The sequence below is a fragment of the Actinomadura sp. ATCC 39365 genome, from assembly GCF_054392275.1.
Window position 1 is genome coordinate 7,849,529 of the sequence record NZ_CP184335.1, and the last position, 22,410, is coordinate 7,871,938.

13 protein-coding genes (1 of these 13 running past the window's edge) are annotated in these 22,410 nt (G+C 73.9%); 6 read left to right on the forward strand and 7 right to left on the reverse strand.

The window, feature by feature from the left end; all coding sequences use genetic code 11:
- The 4 genes in view from ACNF49_RS38135 to ACNF49_RS38150 are tightly spaced (each overlapping or abutting the next) and all read left to right on the forward strand, a layout consistent with a single transcriptional unit that may run on beyond the window.
- Positions 1–88, forward strand: the 3' portion of a protein-coding gene (locus ACNF49_RS38135) for a non-ribosomal peptide synthetase (RefSeq protein ID WP_482940658.1). Its footprint begins 3,041 nt before the window's first position; the window shows 88 of its 3,129 coding nt (coding positions 3,042–3,129); its start codon lies beyond the left edge, outside the window; its stop codon occupies positions 86–88.
- Complete coding sequence (locus ACNF49_RS38140; RefSeq protein ID WP_482940659.1) at positions 81–3,110, forward strand: non-ribosomal peptide synthetase; 3,030 nt, start codon at positions 81–83, stop codon at positions 3,108–3,110. Before ACNF49_RS38135 ends, ACNF49_RS38140 begins: the two co-directional genes overlap by 8 nt.
- The gene (locus ACNF49_RS38145; protein ID WP_482940660.1) at positions 3,107–6,727 is read left to right on the forward strand and encodes a non-ribosomal peptide synthetase; all 3,621 of its coding nucleotides are present in this window, start codon (positions 3,107–3,109) and stop codon (positions 6,725–6,727) included. Before ACNF49_RS38140 ends, ACNF49_RS38145 begins: the two co-directional genes overlap by 4 nt.
- On the forward strand, positions 6,708–7,976 hold the full coding sequence (locus ACNF49_RS38150; protein WP_482940661.1) for an MFS transporter: 1,269 nt from the start codon (positions 6,708–6,710) through the stop codon (positions 7,974–7,976). Before ACNF49_RS38145 ends, ACNF49_RS38150 begins: the two co-directional genes overlap by 20 nt.
- On the opposite strand, the gene ACNF49_RS38155 is transcribed toward ACNF49_RS38150, so the two are convergent.
- From ACNF49_RS38155 to ACNF49_RS38175, 5 genes are all read right to left on the reverse strand, one after another.
- Complete coding sequence (locus ACNF49_RS38155) at positions 7,945–8,964, reverse strand: LLM class F420-dependent oxidoreductase (protein WP_357971958.1); 1,020 nt, start codon at positions 8,962–8,964, stop codon at positions 7,945–7,947. The genes ACNF49_RS38150 and ACNF49_RS38155 overlap by 32 nt on opposite strands.
- The gene (locus tag ACNF49_RS38160) at positions 8,943–9,677 is read right to left on the reverse strand and encodes a thioesterase II family protein (protein ID WP_357971960.1); all 735 of its coding nucleotides are present in this window, start codon (positions 9,675–9,677) and stop codon (positions 8,943–8,945) included. The genes ACNF49_RS38155 and ACNF49_RS38160 overlap by 22 nt, the downstream gene beginning before the upstream one ends.
- On the reverse strand, positions 9,674–13,633 hold the full coding sequence (locus ACNF49_RS38165) for a non-ribosomal peptide synthetase (protein WP_482940662.1): 3,960 nt from the start codon (positions 13,631–13,633) through the stop codon (positions 9,674–9,676). Before ACNF49_RS38165 ends, ACNF49_RS38160 begins: the two co-directional genes overlap by 4 nt.
- Complete coding sequence (locus tag ACNF49_RS38170; protein WP_482940663.1) at positions 13,630–13,941, reverse strand: acyl carrier protein; 312 nt, start codon at positions 13,939–13,941, stop codon at positions 13,630–13,632. Before ACNF49_RS38170 ends, ACNF49_RS38165 begins: the two co-directional genes overlap by 4 nt.
- Positions 13,942–14,218: 277 nt before the next feature.
- Positions 14,219–15,364 (reverse strand): serine hydrolase domain-containing protein, encoded by a 1,146-nt coding sequence (locus ACNF49_RS38175; RefSeq protein WP_482940664.1) that lies wholly within the window; start codon positions 15,362–15,364, stop codon positions 14,219–14,221.
- A gap of 124 nt (positions 15,365–15,488) precedes the next feature.
- Between ACNF49_RS38175 and ACNF49_RS38180 the strand changes: the two genes are divergently transcribed.
- Both ACNF49_RS38180 and ACNF49_RS38185 read left to right on the forward strand, forming a co-directional pair.
- Entirely contained in the window at positions 15,489–16,931 is a 1,443-nt protein-coding gene (locus ACNF49_RS38180) for an AfsR/SARP family transcriptional regulator (protein ID WP_482940665.1), read from the forward strand.
- Positions 16,928–18,622, forward strand: a complete 1,695-nt coding sequence (locus ACNF49_RS38185; RefSeq protein ID WP_482940666.1) for an ATP-binding protein — start codon at positions 16,928–16,930, stop codon at positions 18,620–18,622. The genes ACNF49_RS38180 and ACNF49_RS38185 overlap by 4 nt, the downstream gene beginning before the upstream one ends.
- Positions 18,623–18,664: 42 nt before the next feature.
- Here ACNF49_RS38185 and ACNF49_RS38190 read toward each other — a convergent pair whose 3' ends face one another.
- Complete coding sequence (locus ACNF49_RS38190; protein ID WP_482940667.1) at positions 18,665–20,353, reverse strand: (2,3-dihydroxybenzoyl)adenylate synthase; 1,689 nt, start codon at positions 20,351–20,353, stop codon at positions 18,665–18,667.
- Positions 20,334–22,373 carry an acetate--CoA ligase family protein gene (locus ACNF49_RS38195; protein WP_482940668.1) on the reverse strand — a complete coding sequence of 680 codons (2,040 nt, stop codon included), beginning with the start codon at positions 22,371–22,373 and terminating at the stop codon, positions 20,334–20,336. The genes ACNF49_RS38190 and ACNF49_RS38195 overlap by 20 nt, the downstream gene beginning before the upstream one ends.
- Between the last annotated feature and the right edge of the window lie 37 nt (positions 22,374–22,410).

The following is a 22,410-nucleotide window of genomic DNA, read 5'->3' on the forward strand; positions in this document are numbered from 1 at the left end:
GCTCAAGCTGGCCTTCACCCACCCGACGCCACGCCTGCTGGCCGCGGCCCTGGAACACCTGGCCGAGGAGGCCGACGAGCGTGGATGAACGGCAGGCGCGCGTGCAGGCCCGCTTCCGCAAGGCGATCGCGGGCCTGGGCGCCGCGGAGCAGATCCCGCGACGCGCCGAGGGCAGCGATCCGCCGCTGTCGTTCGCGCAGGAGCGGCTGTGGTTCATGGAGCAGTTCGCCCCCGGGACGAGCGCGTACGTGCTGCCCGTGTCGGCCAGGCTGCGCGGCCCGCTCGACGCCGAACGGCTGCGGGAGTCGCTGGACGCCGTGGTCGCCCGGCACGAGAGCCTGCGCATGACCTTCCCCGCCGGCCCCGACGGGCGGCCGGAGGTGCGGGTGGCGGACCGGGTCCGGGTGCCGCTGCGCGTGGTGGAGGTGACGGGCGAGGCGGCGGCCAGGCAGGTGCTCAGCGCCGACGCCGCGCTCCCCTTCGAGCTGGCGGACGGCCCGCTGCTGCGCGCCACCCTGGTACGGCTCGCGCCCGACGACCACGCGCTGCTGGTGGCGGTCCATCACATCGTCGCCGACGGCTGGTCGGCCGATCTCATCCTCCGCGAGCTGCTGACACCGCCGGAGAGCGGACCGCGGCTGGGTTTCGGCGACTACGCCGCCTGGCAGCGGGAGCGGCTGAGCGGCGACCGTCTGGCCGGCGACCTGGCGTTCTGGCGCGCCGAGCTGGACGGGTTGCAGGTGCTCGACCTGCCCCTGGACCGGCCGCGCCCGCCCCGGCAGAGCTTCCGGGGCGGCTGGCACGACGTGGAACTGGACGTGGCCGCGTTCCGCGAGTTGTGCCGGGCCGAGGGGGCGACGCTCTACATGGGGCTGCTCGCCGCCTTCCAGGTGCTGCTGTCCCGCTGGTCCGGCACGACCGGCTTCGCGGTGGGATCACCGGTGGCCGGACGGACCCGGCCGGAGTTCGAGGACATGGTCGGGCTGTTCGTCAACCTGCTCCCGCTGCGGGCGCGGCTGGCGGGCGACCCCGGCTTCGCCGAGTTGCTGCGCCGCACGCGGGACGGCGCGATCGAGGTCTACGGCCACCAGGAGCTGCCCTTCGAGAAGCTGGTCGCCGAGCTGGACCCCGAACGCGACGTCAGCCGCCCGCCGCTGGTCCAGGTGCTGTTCGCGCTGCAGAGCTATCGCGGCGACGGCGAGGGCTTCGAGCCGGACAGCACGACCACCCGGTTCGACCTGGAGCTCTACGCCGCCGAGCGGGGAGAGCTGCTGGAGGGCCGGTTCGTCTACAACGCCGAGCTGTTCCGGCCGGAGACGATCGAGCGGCTGGCGCAGCGGTTCGCCGCGCTGTTGCGCGCGGTGGTGGAGTCCCCCGACGTGCCGGTGGGGCGTCTGGACATCCTGCCGGACGAGGAGCGGAGGCAGCTCTCGCGGTGGAACGCCACCGACCGGGAGCATCCGGGCGGAACCCTGCACGAGCTGGTCTTCGAGCAGGCCGAGCGTACCCCGGACGCGACGGCGCTGGTCTTCGAGGGCGACCGGCTGACCTACCGCGAGCTGGCCGAACGAGCCCGCGCGGTGGCCGCCGGGCTGGACGTGCGGGTGGACCAGCCGGTCGGCGTCTCCATGGAACGCGGCCTGGACCTGCCCGTCGTGCTCCTCGGCGTGATGGCCGCCGGCGGCGCCTACCTGCCGCTCGACCCGGCCGACCCCGAGGAACGGCGGCGCGGCATGCTCGCCGACGCGGGCGCCGAGACCGTGCTCACCGCCGCCGGTTCAGCAGGTCGCTTCACGCCGCCGCCGGTGCGTGAGGACAACCTGGCCTACGTCATCTTCACCTCCGGCTCCACCGGACGGCCCAAGGGCGTGGGCGTCTCCCACCGCGCGATCGTCAACCGGCTGCGCTGGATGCAGGACACCTTCCACCTCACCCCGCAAGACCGCGTCCTGCACAAGACGCCGACCACCTTCGACGTCTCGGTCTGGGAACTGTTCTGGCCGCTCATCACCGGCGCCACCATGGTCATCGCCCGCCCCGGCGGCCACCGCGACACCGCCTACCTGCGCGACCTCATCAAGACCGAGAACATCACCACCGCCCACTTCGTCCCCTCGATGCTCCAAGCCTTCCTGGAAGAAGAGGACGTCCAGCTCCCGCCCCGGATCATCTGCTCCGGCGAAGCCCTTCCACCCGGCCACGACCTGCCCGGACTGCACAACCTCTACGGCCCCACCGAAGCGGCCGTGGACGTCTCCTGGCACGCCTGCCAACCCGGAGAAACCCTGGTCCCCATCGGCAGGCCGGTCGACAACACCACCCTGCACGTCCTCGACCAGAACCTTCACGAAGTCCCCATCGGCACCCCCGGCGAGCTCTACATCGGCGGCATCCAACTCGCCCGCGGCTACCTCGGCAAACCAGCACTCACCGCCGAACGATTCCTCCCCGCACCCGACGGCAGGCGCCTCTACAAAACCGGCGACCTCGCCCGCTGGCTACCCACCGGCGAACTCGAATACCTCGGCCGCACCGACCACCAGATCAAGATCCGCGGCATGCGCGTGGAGCTGGGCGAGATCGAGGCCGTGCTGCGCGAGCAACCCGGCGTCACGGCGGCGGCGGCCAAGCTCGTGAACGGCCGCCTGGTCGGCTACGTCGTCGGCGACGTCCCCGACCTGTCCGACGCGCTGCCGGACTTCATGATCCCGACGGCGTGGGTGCGGCTGGACCGCCTGCCCGTCACCCCCAACGGCAAGCTCGACCGCTCCGCCCTCCCCGCGCCCGACCGCCCGGCCGACCTGCCGTGGGAGCCGCCGCGCAGCGCCGCTGAACGCGCCGTCGCGCAGGTCTGGCAGGAGGTTCTCGGCCTCGACCGGGCCGGACGGCACGACACCTTCTTCGCCGTGGGCGGCGACTCCATCAGCAGTCTCAAGGTCGTGGCCCGGCTGCGCGCCACCGGCTACGACGTGGAACTGCAGCAGCTGTTCACCCATCAGGCGGTCGCCGAACTGGCCGCCGTGCTGCGGCCGCGGCAGGCCGCACCGGAGACCACGGCGGGAGCCTTCGACCTGCTCAGCGTGGCGGACAGAGAGAGGCTCACGCGATGATCATCGACGCCTACCCGCTCAGCGCCCTCCAGGCGGGGATGCTGTACCACAGCGAGCTGGACGGCGTGACCTTCCATGACCACACCACGCTCACGCTGCGCGGCACGTTCGACGAGGCGGCCCTGGTCAGGGCGCTGGACGAGCTGTCGGCCCGGCACGAGGTGCTGCGGACGTCCTTCGACCTGACCGGGTTCAGCGAGCCCGTCCAGCTCGTGCACGACCGCGCGGAGATCCCGCTGACCGTCTCCGGCGGCGAGCCGGAGTACGGGCCGTTCGACTGGACGCGGGCCCCCCTGCTCCGCGTCCACGTGCGGCCCGAAGCCGACCGGTTCGCGCTGACCGTCTACTTCCACCACGCGATCCTCGACGGGTGGAGCGTCGCGAGGCTGGTCAGCGAGCTGCTGGAGCGCTACGCGACCCCCGGCCTGCCGGTGGAGCCGCCGGCGGCGCGCTTCCGTGACCTGGTGGCGGCCGAGAAGGCCATGCTCGCCCGGCCGGAGGCGGCGGAGTTCTGGCGGGAGGCGATCGCCGAGGCGCCGGAGGGCCGGTTGCCCCGGATGCCCGGCTACCCCACCGGCGGGCCGCGCGAGGTCGAGGTGCTCGCCACGGCGCTCCCCGGCGATCTGGCGAAGGCGCTGGCCGAGGAGGCAGCCGCCGCGCGGGTGCCGCTGCGCTCGGTGGTGCTCGCGGCGCACGTGCGCGTCATGGCCCTGCTCACTGGCGACGCCGACGTCCTGACGGGGATGCTCACGCACAGCCGCCCGGAGAGCGAGGCCGGCGACGAGGTGCTCGGCCTGTTCCTCAACACCGTCCCGCTGCGGGTGCGGGCCGACGCGCCCGACCTGGTCCAGCGGGTCTTCCAGGCGGAGGTGGCGGCGCTGCCGTACCGGCACTTCCCGCTCTTCGAGATCCAGCGGGCCAGCGGTCGCGCGCGCCTGCTGGACACGCACGTGGACTTCCGCGACTTCCACGTGAACGGCGCCGCCGCCACGCCCATCGAGGGCCAGGACTTCTTCGAGCAGACCGACTTCGCCTTCAGCACGGCCTTCGTCCGGACGCCGGGCCAGGGGCTGACGCTGACCATCTCCTACGACACCACGCAGTTCCCCGCCGAGCAGATCGCGGCGATCCGGGACCACTACCTGCGCGCACTGTCAGGAGAGATCGGCATCTCGGCGCAGGACGCGGCTCAGCTCGCGCGGTGGAACGCCACCGACCGGGAGCATCCGGGCGGAACCCTGCACGAGCTGGTCTTCGAGCAGGCCGAGCGCACCCCCGACGCGACGGCGCTGGTCTTCGAGGGCGACCGGCTGACCTACCGCGAGCTGGCCGAACGAGCCCGCGCGGTGGCCGCCGGGCTGGACGTACGGGTGGACCAGCCGGTCGGCGTCTCCATGGAACGCGGCCTGGACCTGCCCGTCGTGCTCCTCGGCGTGATGGCCGCCGGCGGCGCCTACCTGCCGCTCGACCCGGCCGACCCCGAGGAACGGCGGCGCGGCATGCTCGCCGACGCGGGCGCCGAGACCGTGCTCACCGCCGCCGGTTCAGCAGGTCGCTTCACGCCGCCGCCGGTGCGCGAGGACAACCTGGCCTACGTCATCTTCACCTCCGGCTCCACCGGACGGCCCAAGGGCGTGGGCGTCTCCCACCGAGCGATCGTCAACCGGCTGCGCTGGATGCAGGACACCTTCCACCTCACCCCGCAAGACCGCGTCCTGCACAAGACGCCGACCACCTTCGACGTCTCGGTCTGGGAACTGTTCTGGCCGCTCATCACCGGCGCCACCATGGTCATCGCCCGCCCCGGCGGCCACCGCGACACCGCCTACCTGCGCGACCTCATCAAGACCGAGAACATCACCACCGCCCACTTCGTCCCCTCGATGCTCCAAGCCTTCCTGGAAGAAGAGGACGTCCAGCTCCCGCCCCGGATCATCTGCTCCGGCGAAGCCCTCCCACCCGGCCACGACCTGCCCGGACTGCACAACCTCTACGGGCCGACCGAAGCGGCCGTGGACGTCTCCTGGCACGCCTGCCAACCCGGAGAAACCCTGGTCCCCATCGGCAGGCCGGTCGACAACACCACCCTGCACGTCCTCGACTCACACCTCCAGGACGTCCCCATCGGAACCCCCGGCGAGCTCTACATCGGCGGCATCCAACTCGCCCGCGGCTACCTCGGCAAACCAGCACTCACCGCCGAACGCTTCCTCCCCGCACCCGACGGCAGGCGCCTCTACAAAACCGGCGACCTCGCCCGCTGGCTACCCACCGGCGAACTCGAATACCTCGGCCGCACCGACCACCAGATCAAGATCCGCGGCATGCGCGTCGAACCCGGCGAGATCGAGGCCGTCCTGCGCGCCCAGCCGGGGGTCCGCGACGCGGCCGTCACGGCGCACGGGCACAGCCTGGTCGGCTACGTGGTGGGCGACGTGCCCGACCTTCAGGACGTCCTGCCCGACCACCTGATCCCGCGCCGGTGGGTGCGCCTGGACGCGCTCCCCCTCACCCGCAGCGGCAAGCTCGACCGGGCCGCGCTGCCTCCGCCGGAGACGGCGGGCGGCCGGCCGTACGTGCCGCCTCGCGACGAGGTCGAAGCGCGCCTCGCCACGCTCTACGAAGAGGTGCTGCAGGTGCCCGCGGCCGGGATCCTGGACGACTTCTTCGAGCTCGGCGGCCACTCGCTGAGCGCCCTGCGGCTGGCCGCCCGCATCCGCCAGGAGCTGGGGCGGAGCCTGCCCGTGGGCACCGTGCTGACCGCGCCGACGATCAGCAAGTTGGCCAGGGTGCTCCGCCAGCCCGAGGACCTGGCGCCGCCGAGCCACGTCGTGCCCCTCAACCCGGACGGCGACCGCGTGCCGATCTTCTTCATCCACGCGCTCGGCGGCCAGGTCTTCCGCTACCACCCGCTGGCCCGCCGCCTCGGCCCCGACCAGCCGGTGTACGCCATCGCCGCGCGCGGGCTCGTGCCCGGCGAGGAGCCGCACGCCACGCTCGCCGAGATGGCCGACGCCTACGTGGCCGACCTGCTGGAGGTGCGGCCGACGGGGCCGTACGTGCTGGGCGGGTTCTGCATCGGCGGGAACATCGCCCTGGAGGTGGCCAGGCGCCTGCGCGAGCGCGGCGAGCAGGTGCCGCTCGTCGTGCTCCTCTACGCCAACGCCGAGGAGCCCGTGGCCGAGGCGTCGCTGGAGGACGACACGGTCCTGCTGTTCCACGCGCTGGCCGGCGGCCCCGAGGAGACCCTCGGGCTGGACCCGGCCGAACTCGCCGCCCGGCCGCCGGAGGAACAACTGCTCACGGTCATGGGCGCCGCCTCCGCCGCCGACCGGCTGGCGCCCGACACCGCCGAGGTCGAGCAGGCGCGCCGCTACCTGGCCGTGTTCCGGGCCAACGCGCACGCGGTCGGCGGCTACCGGCACGAGCCCTACGACGGCGACGTCGCGCTCTTCGCGCCCACGCGCGAGGACGGCAACTGGCCCTCCGTGGCCAAGGGGCGGCTCGCCCATTTCGCGATCCCCGAGGAACGCGTCCCGATCCTGTACGAACCCCTGGTCGCCGGAGCGGCCACCGAGATCAGAAGGTGGATGGATCATGGCATCCCCGACCAGTGAGCAGACGAGCCTCTGGAAGCACCCCGACTTCCTGCGGCTGTGGGCGGGCCAGAGCCTGTCGCAGTTCGGCTCGGCGATCAGTCTCTTCGCGTTCCCCGTCATAGCGGTCACCATCCTGAACGCCTCCGAGGCGGAGATGGGCGTCGTCGGCTTCCTGCTGCGGCTGCCGATGGTGTTCTTCCTCCTGTTCGGCGTGCTGGCCGACCGGGTGCGCAAGCGGCCCATCCTGATCTGGACGGACGTGGCGCGTTTCGTGCTGCTGATGCTGATCCCAGTCGCCTGGTTCGCCGACCTGCTCACGCTGACCTGGCTCTACGGCGTCATCTTCGCGCTCGGGCTGCTCAGCACGCTCTTCCAGACGGCCTACCGGAGTTACTTCCCGTTCCTGGTGCCGCGGGAGAACTTCATGGAGGGCAACTCCAAGCTGCAGCTGACCGAGTCGGCCGCCCAGACGTTCGGGCCCGGCCTGGCCGCGGCGCTGCTGAAGGTGCTCGCCGCGCCCGCGCTGCTGATCATCGACGCGGTGTCGTACCTGGCCTCCGCGATCGCGGTGTCCCTGATCAAGCGGCCGGAGGCCCGGCCCGAGCCGGACGACACCACCCCCGGGCAGGTGCACAAGGCGATCTGGCAGGGCATGGGCTGGGTGATGCGGCACGAGCTGATCCGGCCGCTGGCCGTCTCCTCGGCCGTGTACTCGCTGTTCATCCTGGGCTCGATGAACTCGATCTACGCCCTGTACGTGATCCGCGACCTGGGCGTGCCCGCGGGCTGGTTCGGCAGCATCCTGGCCGGCGGCGGCGTGGGCGCGATCATCGGGGCGCTGGTCGCCGTCAAGGTGATGCGGCGCTACGCGATCGGCAAGGTGCTGGTGTGGTCGATGGTGTACGGCAACCTCGCGCTCTTCCTCATCCCGCTGGCCGTCGGGCCGGTCTGGGTGTCGGTGGCGATGCTCGTCGTCGCGCAGTTGGTCAGCGGCGTCAGCTCGCAGATCTTCTTCGTCACCAACACCAGCCTGGTGCAGACGGTCACCCCGCCGCACCTCCAGGGCCGGGTGGTGGCCTCGATCTACTCGCTGGGCCTGATCCCCGCCCCGCTGGGCGCGCTCGGCGCCGGCCTGCTGGCCGGCGCCGTGGGCACGCGTACGACGCTGTGGGTGGTCATCGCCATCGGCGCGCTGGTGCCGATCGCGGCGATGGCCTGGTCGCCGCTGGCCAAGCTCATCGGGATGCCGGAGCCAGACTCGCAATGAGCCGCAGCTGACGGCTGCGCAGCCGCCGGGTGGGCGTGACCAGGCCGACGATCAGCGTGGTCGCGCCCGCCTCCTGGTAGGCCGCCATCCGCTCGCGCACCTTGCCCGCGGGGCCACACATGGTCATCGCGTCGACGAGCGCGTCGGGCAGCATCGCCATGGCCTCGCCCTGCCGCCCGTCCAGGAAGGCCTCCTGCATGCGGGCGGCCTCCTGCTCGAAGCCGAGCGTGGCGGCCAGGCGGTTGTAGAAGTTGGTCCGGCGTGAGCCCATGCCGCCGAGGTAGAGGGCGAGCATGGGCCGCATCATGTCGTAGGCCAGCTCCTGGTCCTCCTCGACGAGCGTGAGCACCATGGGCGCGACGTCCAGGTCGGCGCCGTTCAGGTGCTTGGCCGTCCGGGCCAGGTGGTCGGGCGGGAAGTGGATGGCCAGCCAGCCGTCGGCGAGCTCGCCGGCCAGCGCGACGGTCTTCGGGCCCATCGCGGCCAGGTAGACCGGCAGCCGCTCCTGCACCGGCGCGACGGCCAGCGCCAGCTCCTTGCCCTCGCTGCCGGGCAGGGGCAGCGTCATCGTGGGTCCCTCGTGCCGCACCGGCTCGCCGCCCAGCGCCTTGCGCACCACCTGGAGGTAGTCACGGGCGCGGGCCACCGGCCGCTCGAAGCGCTCGCCGTGCCAGCCCTCGACCACCTGCGGGCCGGACAGGCCCACGCCCAGCCGGGCGCGGCCGCCGGAGAGCTGGTCGAGGGTGGCCGCCGTCATCGCGGCGACCACGGGCTTGCGTCCCGACATCTGCAGCACGCCGGTGCCGAGCGCGATGCGCTCGGTCTGGCCGGCGATCCAGGCCAGCAGGCTCGCCGGGTCGGTCCCGTAGGTCTCGGCCGCCCACACGGACGAATAGCCGAGGGCCTCCGCCTCGCGGACCAGCGCCAGGTGGTCGGCCGGGCCGAGGCCCGCGCCGCCCCAGTAGCTCATGCTGTAACCGAGGCGCATCCCATCTCCTCAACGATCGCGGCTGCCAGGGCGTCCGGGGTCTCCTCGGCCAGCCAGTGGGTGGAGTCGAGCTCCTTCAACGCGGGCCTGTGCACGCTCTGGCGCCGCCAGCCCAGGAGGCCGCCCCTGGTCAGCGAGGCGTCCCTGGCTCCGTACAGGACGGAGAGCGGCACCGGCAACGGCGGTCCCGGCCGGTGGTGATAGCCGGCCAGCAGCCCGAAGTCGGCGCGCAGCGCCGGCTCCAGCACCGGCCAGAGCGCCTCCCGGTCGGCCAGCTCCGGCGGGACGCCGCCGAGCTCGATCAGCTGCTCCCAGAACAGCCACGACGGCAGCGACGGCAGGCGGCGCATCAGCAGGGTCACGTCCGGCGCGGCGAACGAGCCCACGACCAGCCGTTCCGGCCGCCCGCCCAGCTCGACCACGCGCCGGCAGACGAGGAAGGCCAGCAACGCCCCGCTGCAGTAGCCGAACAGCGTGTACGGCTCCCGCCACCCGGCCAGGTCCCGCGCCAGGTCGTCGACCAGCCCGTCGAGGTCGGTCCGCGGCTCTTCGGCGAGCCTGGCCTGACGTCCCGGCAGGTTGACCGACCACAGGCCCACCTCGGGCGGGAAGTGCCCGGCGAGCTCGCCGAGCGAGGCCGGACCGCCGCCCGCGTGCGGGAAGGCGACCAGCGCCCGCTCCCCCTCCTTGACCTGGACGTACCACGGCGTCATCGGGCTTCCCCCAGGTGCAGGGCCAGTTCGGCCGGCGTCGGATGGTCGAACACGGCCCGTACCGAGACGGCGCGGCCCGCCAGCTCCTCCAGCGGGCCGATCAGCCGGACGGCCAGCACGGAGTGGCCGCCGTTGAGGAAGAAGTTGTCGTGCGGCCCGAGCCCGGGGCGCTTCAGCGCCTCGCTCCACAGCGCCACCACCTGCCGGACCAGCCCGTCACCCGCCTCCCGCGCCGGGGCGCGGCCCTCGTCGGGCACCTTGAGCTCGCGGTAGGCGATCTTGCCGTTGGCCGTGGTGGGCAGCCTGTCGGTGACGATGTAGCGGGTGGGGACGGCGTAGTCGGGCAGCCGCGTCCTGGCGAAGCGCCACAGCTCCTCCTCGGTGGTCTCGCCGGTGACCTCCAGGAAGGCGGCGAGCCGTCCGTCGGTCTGCGGGTCGCCGTCGAGGATCACCGCGGCCGTGCGCACCGTCCCGTGCTCGTGCAGCGCGGCCTCGACCTCGCCGAGCTCGATGCGGTGGCCGCGCAGCTTGATCTGCCGGTCGTCGCGGCCGAGCAGTTCCAGCCCGCCGTCGTGGCGGATGCGCGCGCGGTCGCCGGTCCGGTAGAACCTGCCGTACCGGTCGTGGTGCCCGAAGCGCTGCGCCGTCAGCTCGGGACGGTCGAGGTAGCCCGCGCTCACCCCCGCGCCGGCGACGCACAGCTCGCCCGGCACGCCCGGCGGCAGCTCGCGGCCCGCGGCGTCGGTGACGAAGATCTGGGTGTTGGCCAGCGGCTCCCCGGCGGGGACCGGGTCGAGCGGCGGCTCGCGCAGCTCGGCGGCGGTGGACCAGATGGTCGTCTCGGTCGGCCCGTAGACGTTGAACACCCGGCAGCCCAGCTCCAGCAGGTCCCTGGCCAGGGCGGCGGGCATCGGCTCGCCGCCGCACAGCACCGTGCGTCCGGCCAGCTCCCGCCCGGCCTCCGGCGCGACCAGCCGCCACGCGGTGGGCGTGGCCTGCACGACCTGGACGTCGCTCGCGGCGATCAGCTCCAGGAACCTGCCCGGCTGCAGCTGGTCCTCGTCGGAGGCCACGACCACGGTGCCGCCGGAGGCCAGCGGCAACAGCAGTTCCAGCCAGGAGATGTCGAAGGAGGTGGTGGTGGACCACAGGACGCTGGTGGGCGCGCCCAGCCGCTCGGCGAAGTCGAGCACGAGGTTCGTCAGGTTGCCGTGCGTGACCTGCACGCCCTTGGGCTGCCCGGTGGAGCCGGAGGTGTAGATGACATAAGCGATGTTCCCGGTCTCGGCGGGTACGTGGTCCCCCACTGTGCCGGGCATCGGCACGACCGGCGTCCTGCCCGCCCAGTCCGGGCTGCCCGCCGCGACGACCAGCCGCGCCCCCGAGTCGGCCACCTGGAAGGCCAGGCGCGACTCCGGTTGCCGCACGTCCAGCGGCAGGAACGCCGCTCCGGCCTGCCACACGCCGAGGACCGCCGCCACCAGGTCCGCCGAGCGCCCCAGGGCCAGGGCGACGACGTCGCCGTCGCCCACTCCTCGCTCGCGCAGCAGGTCGCGGACCCCGGCCGCACGCCCCAGCAGCTCGTCGTAGGTGACCTCGTGGCCGCCCTCGCGCACCGCCACTGCCGGGCCCGGCAGGATGCGCCCGGCCAGCGTGCCGGGCCACGCGCGGCCCGTGTCGTTGACCCGGTCGAGCAGCGCCCGGTCGGCCGGGGAGAGCACGTCCGGCACGCCGCCGCGGGCCGCCTGCCGCACCACCGCGCACAGCCTGGCCGTGAACGCCGCGATCTCGTCCTCGTCGTGCACCTCGGTGCTGTGCACCATGCGGACGGTGAGCCGGTCCGGCTCCTGGATGACGTTGCACTGCATGTCCAGGCGGCTGCGGTCGATCAGGTTGTCGACGTATCCGGGCACCTCGCCCTGGATGTGCACCTTCTCGTCGCTCCAGGGCCGGTAGTTGAACATGTGCCGGAACAGCGGGACGCGCCAGTCGTCCGTGCCGTGCCCACGGCGGGTCAGCACCGCCTCCACCGAGGCCCCGGCGTGCTCGACGCCCTCCGCGAACGCCTCCTCCACGCGCCTGGCGACCTGCTCGAAGTCGTCGTCCAGCTCGACGTGGACGCGCAGCGGCAGGGTGCTCACGGCGTAGCCGACGCGCCGGTGCTCCTCGCCCGTCTTGGTGCTGACCGGCATGCCGATCACCAGGTCCGGGCCGGCGCCGTGCCCGCGCAGCGTCAGCAGGAAGGCGGTGGCCAGCACGATGTTGCCGGTGGTGCGCAGCCTGGCGCGCAGCTCGTCCAGGGCCGCCACCGTCTCGGCGTCCACCTGCCAGGAGCAGGTGTGCCCGGCGAACGTCGGACGGCCCGGCGAGTGCCGGCTCCCCGGCAGCACCATGGCGTTGGGGTCGACGCCGTCGAGCCGGTCCAGCCAGTAGCCGATCGACTCCTCCGACGGCTCCCCCGGCTCCAGCATCGGCGCGGGCCCGGCCAGCTCGGGGGGCAGCGAGCCGTGCCCGGTCTGGCTGTCGTAGAAGCGGCCCAGCTCCTCCACCAGGAGCTGCATGGAGGTGCCGTCGATGATGATGTGGTGGCCGGCCAGGCACACCACGGTTCCGGCGCCGTCGGGCAGGGTGAAGTGTCCCACCCTGATGAGCAGGTCGCGGCCCAGGTCGAAGGGCTCGTCCAGGAAGGACCGCAGGTCCGCGACCAGCGTCTCCTCCGTGGTGGCCCGGGTCTCGACCTTCAGCTGGGCGTCCTGGGGCGCCACCAGGTGCCGGACGGGCGTCCCGTCCACCACGGGGAACCGCAGGCGCAGCGCCGGATGCCGCTTGACCAGCCGGTTCACCGCGATCTGCAGCGGCAGCCTGCGCAGCGGGGCCTGGAACCTGAGCGCCACCGCCAGGTTCGACACGCCGCTGTCCGGCGCGAGCTGCTCCAGCACCCAGAAGGAGTACGGCACCGCCGACAGCGGGCGCGGCTCCTCCACGGAGGCGGGCAGCTCCGGCTGCGGCCTCGGGATGGGGACGCGTTGCAGCGGATGGTCGGGGTCGAGCGCGGCCCAGTCCACCCGGCCGCCGCCCGTCCAGAACCTGGCCACGGCGGCCAGCAACCCCGCCCGGTCGTGACCTGCCTCGATCTCGGCCCCGGCGTTCGCCCGCGTGAGGGCGGCGAGCGTCTCGTGCGGCGAAGGGTCGTCCGCGAGGGCCGCCGGGTCCGGGACGTCCGGCAGGACGCCCCAGGCGGCGAGGGTGGCGGCCAGCCCGTAGGCGGCGGTGAGGGCGGGTGGCGCCGCGACGCCGCGGGCCTCGAAGACCTCTTCGCACACGTCCACGGCCTCGGTGAACACCGGCTCGACGCCGTACAGACCGGCCGTCTCGGCGGGGAGGGTCAGGCGCACCGGCTCCTGCTCGTAGGTGTGCTCCCGGCCCAGCGCGAGAGCGGCCTCCGCGGCGCTCCGGCAGACCACCGCGCCGCGCACGGAGTGGTGGACGCGTCCCTGCTGCAGGGTGCCCGCCACGTCGGCGTAGCGGTCCTCCGGCAGGCCGGCGAGGAAACCGGCCAGGCTTCGCCGCATCGACTCGGCCTCCTCGCGGGTGCGGCCGGACCACACCACGACCCGCGGGCGGCCGTCGCCCGGCGCGTGCACCGGCGGGTAGCCCTCCTCGACCTCCAGGTCGTCGGGCCAGATCACCCGGTGCACCAGGTCGCCGTCGAGCAACGCCCGGTCGAGCAGCCGCAGGACCAGGGTGCCGCGCAGCGTTCCGGGCGGCAGCTCGCCGGAGTCGGTCACGGCGAGCTCGCACTCCCCGGCCAGCAGCGCCGCGCAGGCCTTGCCCACCCCGCCGTACACCCGGACGACCTGAGCTCCTGGATCGTGTCCGGCCTCCTCGGCCGCTCCGGGCTCCAGCGGGAGACGCCCCATCGCGATCACCGCGACGGGCTGTTCGTGCGAGGTCACCGACCTTCCTCGCGGATCCTGGCGCGCACGTCGCGGCGGCTGCCGCCGAGCGGACGGCGGCGGGCGCCGTCCTGCCTGGCCGGGGCGGGCGTCTGGCCCTTCGCGATCAGGTGCGAGAGCGCACGCAGGTTCGGGTGGGTGAACATCGCGGTGACCGGCAGCTTCAGGCCCAGCGCGCCGGTGATCTCCTCGTGCAGCTCGACCAGGGCGAGCGAGTCGAAACCGGCTTCGAAGAAGTTGAGATCGGGATCGAGGGCGCGGCCTAACCTGCGCTCCACGAGTGATGCAACCGCGTCGGCCTGGGTCATCCGGCGTCCTTCGTCTCGCCTGCGATCGGACGGGATCACCGTCCACCTCCCAGCATCCTTCCCGAGCGCCGTAATCCACCACAAGCCCGTATTTATCGGGATTTCGGTCACGCAAAAACTACGTGGAGCCACGGCGCCGGGCCTGACATGGCACTACGCGGCGTACGAGCACGGACCGAGCACGAACGCTCGCCGACCGTGCGCGCCGCCGCGAAGCGCTCGGCGGCCGCCGAAGGGGGGCGCCTGTCCGCGGACGCCCCCTTCCGTCAGTTCCGGCTCACCTGCCGACGGAGATGCCGAACTCCGCTTCGACGAGCTGGAACATGATGTCCCACGTCTTCCACTCGGTGTTGGTGTGGACGGCGACGGTGTGCCGGCCGTCGGAGGTGCCGATCACGAGCATCCACGATCCCCAGAGGCTGCCGCCGACGCCGCGCAGGGTCACGCCGCCGGTCGCCCGCGGGTCGAGCTCGAACAGACCGAGGCCGTAACGCGTGTACGGCATCCAGTGGCTGCCCTCGGTCGAGACGGTGGTCCACATCTGCCGATGCTGGGCCGGCGGCAGCAGGCTGCCGGTGGACATCGCGCCGAGGAAGCGGATCATGTCACCGGTCGTGGAGACGACGTTGCCGGCCGACCAGCCGAGCGAGGTGTTGAACTCGGTGACGTCCAGGGGCGGCAGGCCGGGCTCCTCCATGAGCGACTCCCAGTTCTCCGGGGTGATCGTCGAGGGGTCGACGCCGTCCTTGAAGAACATGGTGGAGTAGGCGCGCGGGTGCGGATCGGGGTACCCGGTGTCGCCGGGCGGGCGCACGCGGGTGTGGGCCAGGCCGAGCGGCTGGACGACCCGGCGGTCGACCTCCTTCTCGTAGGTGCTGCCGGTGACCTTCTCGATGATCGCCCCGGCGATGTGGAAGCCGCCGTTGGAGTACTCGAAACGTTCGCCGGGCGCGCCGACCGGAGGCTGGGAGATCGCCAGCCTCAGCAGTTCGTCGGTGGTGAACGCGTCGAAGCGGTGCCGGAGCATCCCGGAGCGGGTGGCGTAGCGGTGGCTGACCTCGGGCGCCAGGCCGGTGGCGAACAGGCCGCCGGTGTTGCTCAGCAGGTGCCTGATGGTGATCTTGTCGCCGTCGTAGCCGTTGGCGTCCAGCACGCCCGGCAGCCACGTGTTGACCGTGTCGTCCAGGCTTAGCCTGCCCTCGGCCTCCAGGCTCAGCAGCACGGCCGCGGTGAACGCCTTGCCGCTGCTGCCCGTGTGCACGTGTTCGCCGGGCCGGCGGGCGGCGCCGGTCCCGAGGTCGGCCACGCCGGCGGTGGCGAACCAGGTGCGGTCGCCGTCCTTGACCTCGGCGACGACGCCGGGGATGCCGGCCTCGGCCACCGCCCGGTCGAGCACCTGCTGAACACTTGCGCGCGTTGTCATCGCACTGCCTCTCTGTGGTCTTCTCCGTACGTCCTCCACGGTGGCGACCAGCACTTAGATGCCGCTTAGAACGCCCTTTCAGCAGAAGTGCACCGCTTTCGAGGGCGTCGTACCCTTGGCCGTTGTGCGTATCGAGGTGCTGGGACCGGTCCGGGCCTTCACCGGCGACGGCGTGCCCATCGACGTCGGCGGCGTGATGGTGCGCGCGCTGCTGGCCCGGCTGGCGCTGGCCGAGGGCGGGACCGTGCCGGTCGGCACCCTCGTCGACGACCTGTGGGGGGAGCACGCGCGCGGCGGCACCGTCAACGCGCTGCACGGGCTGGTCCACCGGCTGCGCAAGGCGCTGGGCGAGGCCGGGGTCCTGGAGCGGACGGCCGGTGGATACCGCCTGCACGTGCGCGCCGAGGACGTCGACGCCTGCCGCTTCGAGGAGAAGGCGAAGCTCGGCGGCCGCGAACTGGCCTCGGGCGCCGCGCGGCGAGCCGGCTCGCTGCTGGCCGAGGCGCTGTCGCTGTGGCGGGGGGACGCGCTGGCCGACGTGCGCGACGCCCCCTTCGCCGGCACGGCGGCGCCGCGTCTGGAAGAGCTGCGCCTGGCCGCCGCCGAGGACCGGTTCGAGGCGGAGCTGCGCCTGGGACGCCACGACGGGATCCTGGCCGACATGGCGGCGATGGCCACCGCCCACCCGTTGCGTGAACGGCTGGCCGGGCTGCGCATGCGCGCCCTGCACGCGGCGGGCCGCCGGTCCGACGCGCTCGCCGTGTTCGAGCAGGTCCGCGGCACCCTGGCCGAGGAACTGGGGATCGACCCGTCCGGGAGGCTGCGCGACACGCACCTGGCGGTGCTGCGCGGCGAGCCGGAGCGCCCCGAACCGGAACGGCCCCGGCCGCAGGCCGTGCGGGGACGGCTGCCGGCCCCGCTGACCAGCTTCGTCGGCCGCGCGGACGAGCTGAGGCTGCTGGCCGGTTCGCTGGAGACCTCCCGGCTGGTCACGGTCGTGGGGCCGGGAGGCGTCGGGAAGACCCGGCTGGCCGTCGAGGCGGCCGGCCGGCATCGAGCCCATCAGCGTGGCCGCGTCTGGCTCGTGCTCCTGGCCGGGGTGACCACGGCCGAAGGGCTGGCCGACGCGGTGCTGGGCACGCTCAGCCTCGCCGACGTCCAGCCTTCCGGCACGCCGCTGGAGCGGGTGGTCAACCTGCTGGCCGGGGGCGAGGGCGTGCTGGTGCTCGACAACTGCGAGCAGGTCGCCGGCCTCGTCGCGGAGTTCGCCGGGCACCTGCTGGAGCGTCTGCCGCACCTGACCGTGCTGGCCACGAGCCGGGAGCCGCTGGAGGTGATGGGCGAGACGCTGTGCCGGCTGGGCCCGCTCGCCCTGCCGCCGGCACACGCCGACGCCTCCCGGGCCGCCGGGTCGGACGCGGTGCGCCTGTTCCGCGATCGCGCGACGGCCGTCCAGCCGGGCTTCGCCATGGACGCGCCGACCACGGCCGCGGTCGTCGACATCGTGCGCCGGCTGGACGGGCTGCCCCGGCCCTCGAACTGGCCGCCGCGCGGTTGCGGACCATGAGCGCCGAGCAGGTCGCCCGGCGGCTGGACGACCGCTTCCGGCTGCTCAGCACCGGTAACCGGGCCGCCCAGCCCCGCCAGCAGACCCTCCACGCGGTCATCGAATGGAGCTGGGACCTGCTCACCGACCAGGAACGCGCGCTCGCCCGCCGGATCTCGATCTTCCCTGGCCGGACCGGCGTCGCGGCGATCGAGGCGGTCTGCTCGGACGAGACGCTCCCCGCGAGCGAGATCGCCTACCTGCTGGACTCGCTGGTCGGCAAGTCCATCGTGGAGCGGGCCGGGGACGCCTACCGGATGCTGGAGACCATCCGCGCCCATTCGGCCGGCAAGCTCCGCCGCGCCGGGGAGGCCGAAGCCGTCCTGCGCGGGCTCGTGCGGCACTTCGCCGATCTGGCCGAGGAGCACGAGCGGCTGCTGCGCTCGGCCGGACAGGCGCGGGCGCTGCCGCTGTTCCAGGCCGAGTACGACAACCTGATGTTCGCCCTGCACACGGCGATCGAGACCGGCGACGCCCACGCGGCCGCCCGGCTACTCGGCCCGCTGTACTGGTACTGGGTGGTGCTCCGCTACGACGCGCGGGCCGACGCCTACGTCGCCAAGGTGGCCGCTTTCGGCGACGCGCTGCCCGCCGACGCCCGGGCCGCGTTCACCGCGATCCACCTGGTGGCCGGCGAGGGCGGCCCGATCAAGGATCCCGAGCGCCTGCGCGCGCTCATCGACGACTGCGCGCGTACGGGCGCGCTGCGGCGTCATCCGGCGCTGCTGACCGTCGTGCTGCCCGTGGCGGTGATGATCGGGCCGCAGGAGGTGGTCGACCGGGAGATCAGCCTCGTGCGCGGCGGCTCGGACCGCTGGGCGATCGCCTGCACCCTCATGATCGAAGCCATGCGTCACCGGGAACGCGGCGACCGGGAGAGCTCGGCGACCGCGATCGCGGCGGCGCTGCGCGCGTTCGAGGAGACGGGCGACCGGTGGTGGACGGCCAAGGCGCTGTACGGGCTGGCGCAGATCCACGCCGTCGGCGGCGAGCACGACCGGGCGATCGCCGCCTACGAGCGGGCCATCGCGATCGCCGCCGAGCTCGGCTCGCAGGACGAGGTCTCGGCCCGGCTCGGGCTCGCCGCGGCCCGCATGCGCTCAGGCGACCTCACCGGCGCCGGGCACGACGTCGAAGCCGCCGAACGAGCGGCCTGGGAGCGGGGTCAGCCCGTCCTGGAGATCGACGTCCTGGGCAGCCGGGCCGAGCTGTGCCGTCGCCGCGGCGACGTCGAACGCGCCGGGCGGGAGCTCGACCGGATGGAGACGCTCGCCCGCCAGGCCGGCCTCACCGCGGAGACGATCGAGAACCTGCTGACGCCCGCCAGGATGTCGAACCTCCTCACCGCCGGGGAAGCCGCGCCTGCGCGGGCGTTGCTGCCCCGGGCCGTCCAGGCCGCGCAGGCGACCATGGACGCGCCCGCGGCCGCTCATCTGCTGGCCCGGCTGCTGTTCCTGGAGGGCGATGCGGCCGGCGCGGCCACCGCGCTCGGCCTGAGCCGGGCCATCCGCGGCACCTTCGACCACGGCGACGTCGAACTGCGCGCCCTGGCGGACACGCTCACCGAACGTCTCGGCCCTACCGGCTACGACACCGCCTACCGGCAGGGCGCCGCCCTGACTCCGCAGGAGGCCGTCGCCCGGCTGACGTGAGGGCGCGCCGCCCCCCGGCCGTGGAAGCCGGGACGCCCTCCGTCATCCCTCGGCCGCGCCGGCGGGAAGCTCGGCCTTGAGGCGGTCGGCGATGTCGGTCCTGAGGGCCTTCTTGTCGATCTTCCCGACCTTGGTCCAGGCGAGCTCCTCGACGACGACCAGCCGTTCGGGGAGCTTGAAGCGGGCGACCTCCGCGCTCTCCATCCCCGCCCGGATCTCCTCCAGCGTGACCGTCGCGCCGTCCCGGGGCACGACGTACACGCACACGCGCTCCCCGAGCACGGGGTCCGGCATGGCCACGGCGGCGACCTGGCTCACGGCGGGAAGCCGGTACACGAGGTTCTCGATCTCCTCGGCGGAGATCTTCTCCCCGCCCCGGTTGATCATGTCCTTGTCGCGGCCGGCCACCACGAGGTTGCCCTCGGGGGTCCGCAGGCAGATGTCCCCCGTGCGGAACCAGCCGTCGCCGGTGAAGGAGCGGGCGTTGTGCTCCGCCGCCCGGTAGTACCCGCGAGGGGTGTACGGCCCGCGGGTCAGCAGGAGCCCCGCCTGGCCGTCCGGCACGTCCCGGTCCTGCTCGTCCACGATCCTGATCTCGTCGGCGGGGCACAGGGGGCGGCCCTGCGTGCCGCACACCGTCTCCACGGGGTCGTCGAGGCGGGTGAAGTTCAGCAGGCCCTCCGCCATGCCGAACACCTGCTGCAGCCTCGCCCCGAGCACCGGCTCGACCTGGCGCGCCAGCTCGTCCGCGAGGCGGGCGCCGCCGACCTGGACGACCCGCAGGGTGGCGAGCTGCCCGGCGCCGTGCTGGACGGCCCGGTCCAGCCAGCGGCCGGCCACCGCGGGCACCACCGCGGTGTGCGTGACGCCTTCCGCCTCGATCGTGGCGAAGGCCCGTACCGGCTCGGGCGTGGGCAGCATGACCACCCGGCCCCCGGCGAGCAGGACGCCCAGGATCCCCGGGCAGGCCAGCGGGAAGTTGTGCCCGGCGGGCAGGCTGACCAGGTAGACCGACTCCTTGGTGACCCCGGCGACCTCGGCGCTGGCCCGGGCGTTGTAGGCGTAGTCGTCGTGGGTGCGGGCGATGAGCTTGGGCAGGCCCGTCGTGCCCCCGGACAGCAGGAAGACGGCCACGTCCCGGGAGTTGGGAGCGGGCAGGTCGGAGCCGGTCCGGCCGGTGGGCGGACCGCACAGGGCCCGCAGGTCGACGCTGCCGGGCTCGACGTCGTCCCCGGCGACCAGCACCTGCCATCCGGCCCCGGTGGCCGCGCGCACGTCGGCCGCGAGGTCGTGGGCGAGTCGCTGGTGGTCGAAGTCCCTGCTCCGGTCGGGGACGGCGATCGCCACCGCCTCGGCGTGCACGGCCAGATACCTCAGCTCGGCCCGGCGGTGGGCGGGCAGCGCCATCACCGGCACGATGCCCGCGCGCAGGCACGCCAGCAGGAGGACGACGAACTCCCACGAGTTGCCCAGCTGCATGATGATCCGCTCGCCCGGCGTGATGCCGAGGCCGCGCAGGCGCACGGCGGCGGCGTCGGCGCGATCGGCCAGCTCGCCGTACGTGAGGCGCAGCCCCGGGCCGTCCACCAGCGCCGTGGCGTCCGGGTCGCGGTCGGCGACCTCCCGCAGCAGGGTGCCGATCGCGCCCCCGGCCCAGTAGCCCTGCTCGGTGAAACGGGTGACGTCGGCGTCGGGCCAGGGCACGGTGTGCTCAGTGATCGGTGTGGGCATCGTCGGCCTTCCTGGTGAGGATGACGGCGTCAAGCGCGATCAGACCTCGCTGCGTGAGCCGGAGCGGATTGACCTCGATCTCGTCCAGGAGCGGGTTGGCGGCGAGCAGGTCGCCGAGCCTGGAGACGATCGTGCCGAGGTCGTCGGGGTCGAGGACGGGGCCGCCGCGCCACCCGGCGAGCAGGGCCCGCCCGGCCAGTTCGGCGACCATGCCGGCCGCTTCGCCGGGAGACAGCGGGGCGAGCCTGACGGCGACGTCGGCCAGGGCCTCGGCCACCGTGCCGCCCAGCCCGACGAGGACCACGGGCCCGAAGACGGGGTCGCGCCGCGCGCCGGCCACCAGGTCGATCCCGGCCGGCGCCATGGCCTCCACCAGGTAACGGCGGGCGCCCGCCGCGTCCAGCGTGTCGAGCGCGGCGTCCAGCCCGGCGCGGGTGGACACGCCCAGGTGCACGCCGCCGATCTCGGTCTTGTGCAGGACGTCGGCGTCCAGCAGCTTCACGGCGACCGCCGTCCCGAACGAGTCGAACGCGGCGTGCGCGGTGGCCCGGTCCGCGCAGGCCTGGCGTGGCATGGTCGCCACGCCCAGCCGTCCGAGCAGGGCCTTGCCGGCGTGTTCGTCGTACCGGCCGGCCGGGACGGCCGGCGCCCGCCACGGGACGGAGGCGGCCGGGCGGGCCGTCCGCGCGCGGGCGTCGGCCAGCAGCGCGGCGGTGGCGGCGGCGACGCCGCGGGCGTCGGCGGCCACCGGGACGCCCGACGCGCGCAGGGCACTGCGGTCGCGGACGACGTCGTCGCCCGTGCCCGCCAGCCCGAGGACGACGGGGACGCCGCCGGTCAGTCCCTCGCCGACGGCGGCGACGACGTCGACCGCGTCCGGTTCGTGCAGGACGTACCCCGCGATGACGTCGACGCCGGGGTCGGCGCCGGTGGCGGCGAGCACCGCGCCCAGCTCGGGCCCCGGACGGCCGGTGTCGACCGGGTTGCGCTGGAAGGTCAGCGGCGGCAGCAGCCCGGCCAGGGTCTCCCGGGTGCCGGGAGCGAGCTCGGGCACCCGGATCCCGCGTCCGCGCAGGTCGTCGAGGAGCAGCAGGCCCGGACCCGCCTGGGCGGTCACGACACCCACCCCCGGGTCGGCGCACGGACGGGCCCGCGTCACCGCGAGCGCGCCGACGGCGTCGACGAGTTCGCGTTCGTCGTCGACGAGGACCGCCCCCGCCTGGGCCAGCGCGGCGCGCGTGGTGCGCCAGGAGGTCGCCAGCGCCCCCGTGTGCGAGGCGGCGAAGGCCCCCACGTCGTGGCGGCCGACGACCAGGGCGACGACCGGCCGGGTCGCGGTGAGGCGGCGCACGCTCTCGACCAGCCGGGGCCCGTCCGCCACCGACTCCACGTGCAGCGCGACGGCGGCGGTGCGGGGATCGCCCGCGAGGTGGTCGAGGACGTCGGGGGCGGTGACGTCGGCCGCGTTCCCGAGGCCGACGGCGAGGCTGACGCCATGCCCGGCCTCGGTCAGCGCGAACGCCAGGGCGTGGTTGACGCCGCCGCTGGCGGCCACGACGGCGACGGCGCCCGGCCTCACCCGGTGGGCGCCGGGGACGAAGCTGGCGGTCAGCCGCGCGTGCGGGGCGAGGAAGCCGCTGGTGTTCGGGCCGAGGAGGCGCAGGCCCGAGTCCCGGGCGATGGCGCCGAGCCGTCGCTGGTGCTCGATCCCGGCGCCGCCCGCCTCGGCGAACCCGCCGCCGCACACGACGGCGGCCCGCACGCCCGCGTCCGCCGCCTCGGCGAGCACCCCGGCGCAGGCCGCGGCGGGCACGCAGAGCAGCGCGAGGTCGACGGGGCCCGCCGCGGCGGCGGCGCCGACGGACGGGTACATGGCGTCGTCCCGCGCGTTCACCAGCGCCAGGAACCCGTCGAAACCGGACAGCGAACGGGCCATGGCGGCGCCGAGTTTGCCCGGGTCCCGGGAGGCGCCGACGACCGCGACACCCCGCGGGCCGAACAACGGCCCGAGGCCGCCCACGCGGGCACTGCGACCGGATTCGGAACCGCCCACGCGG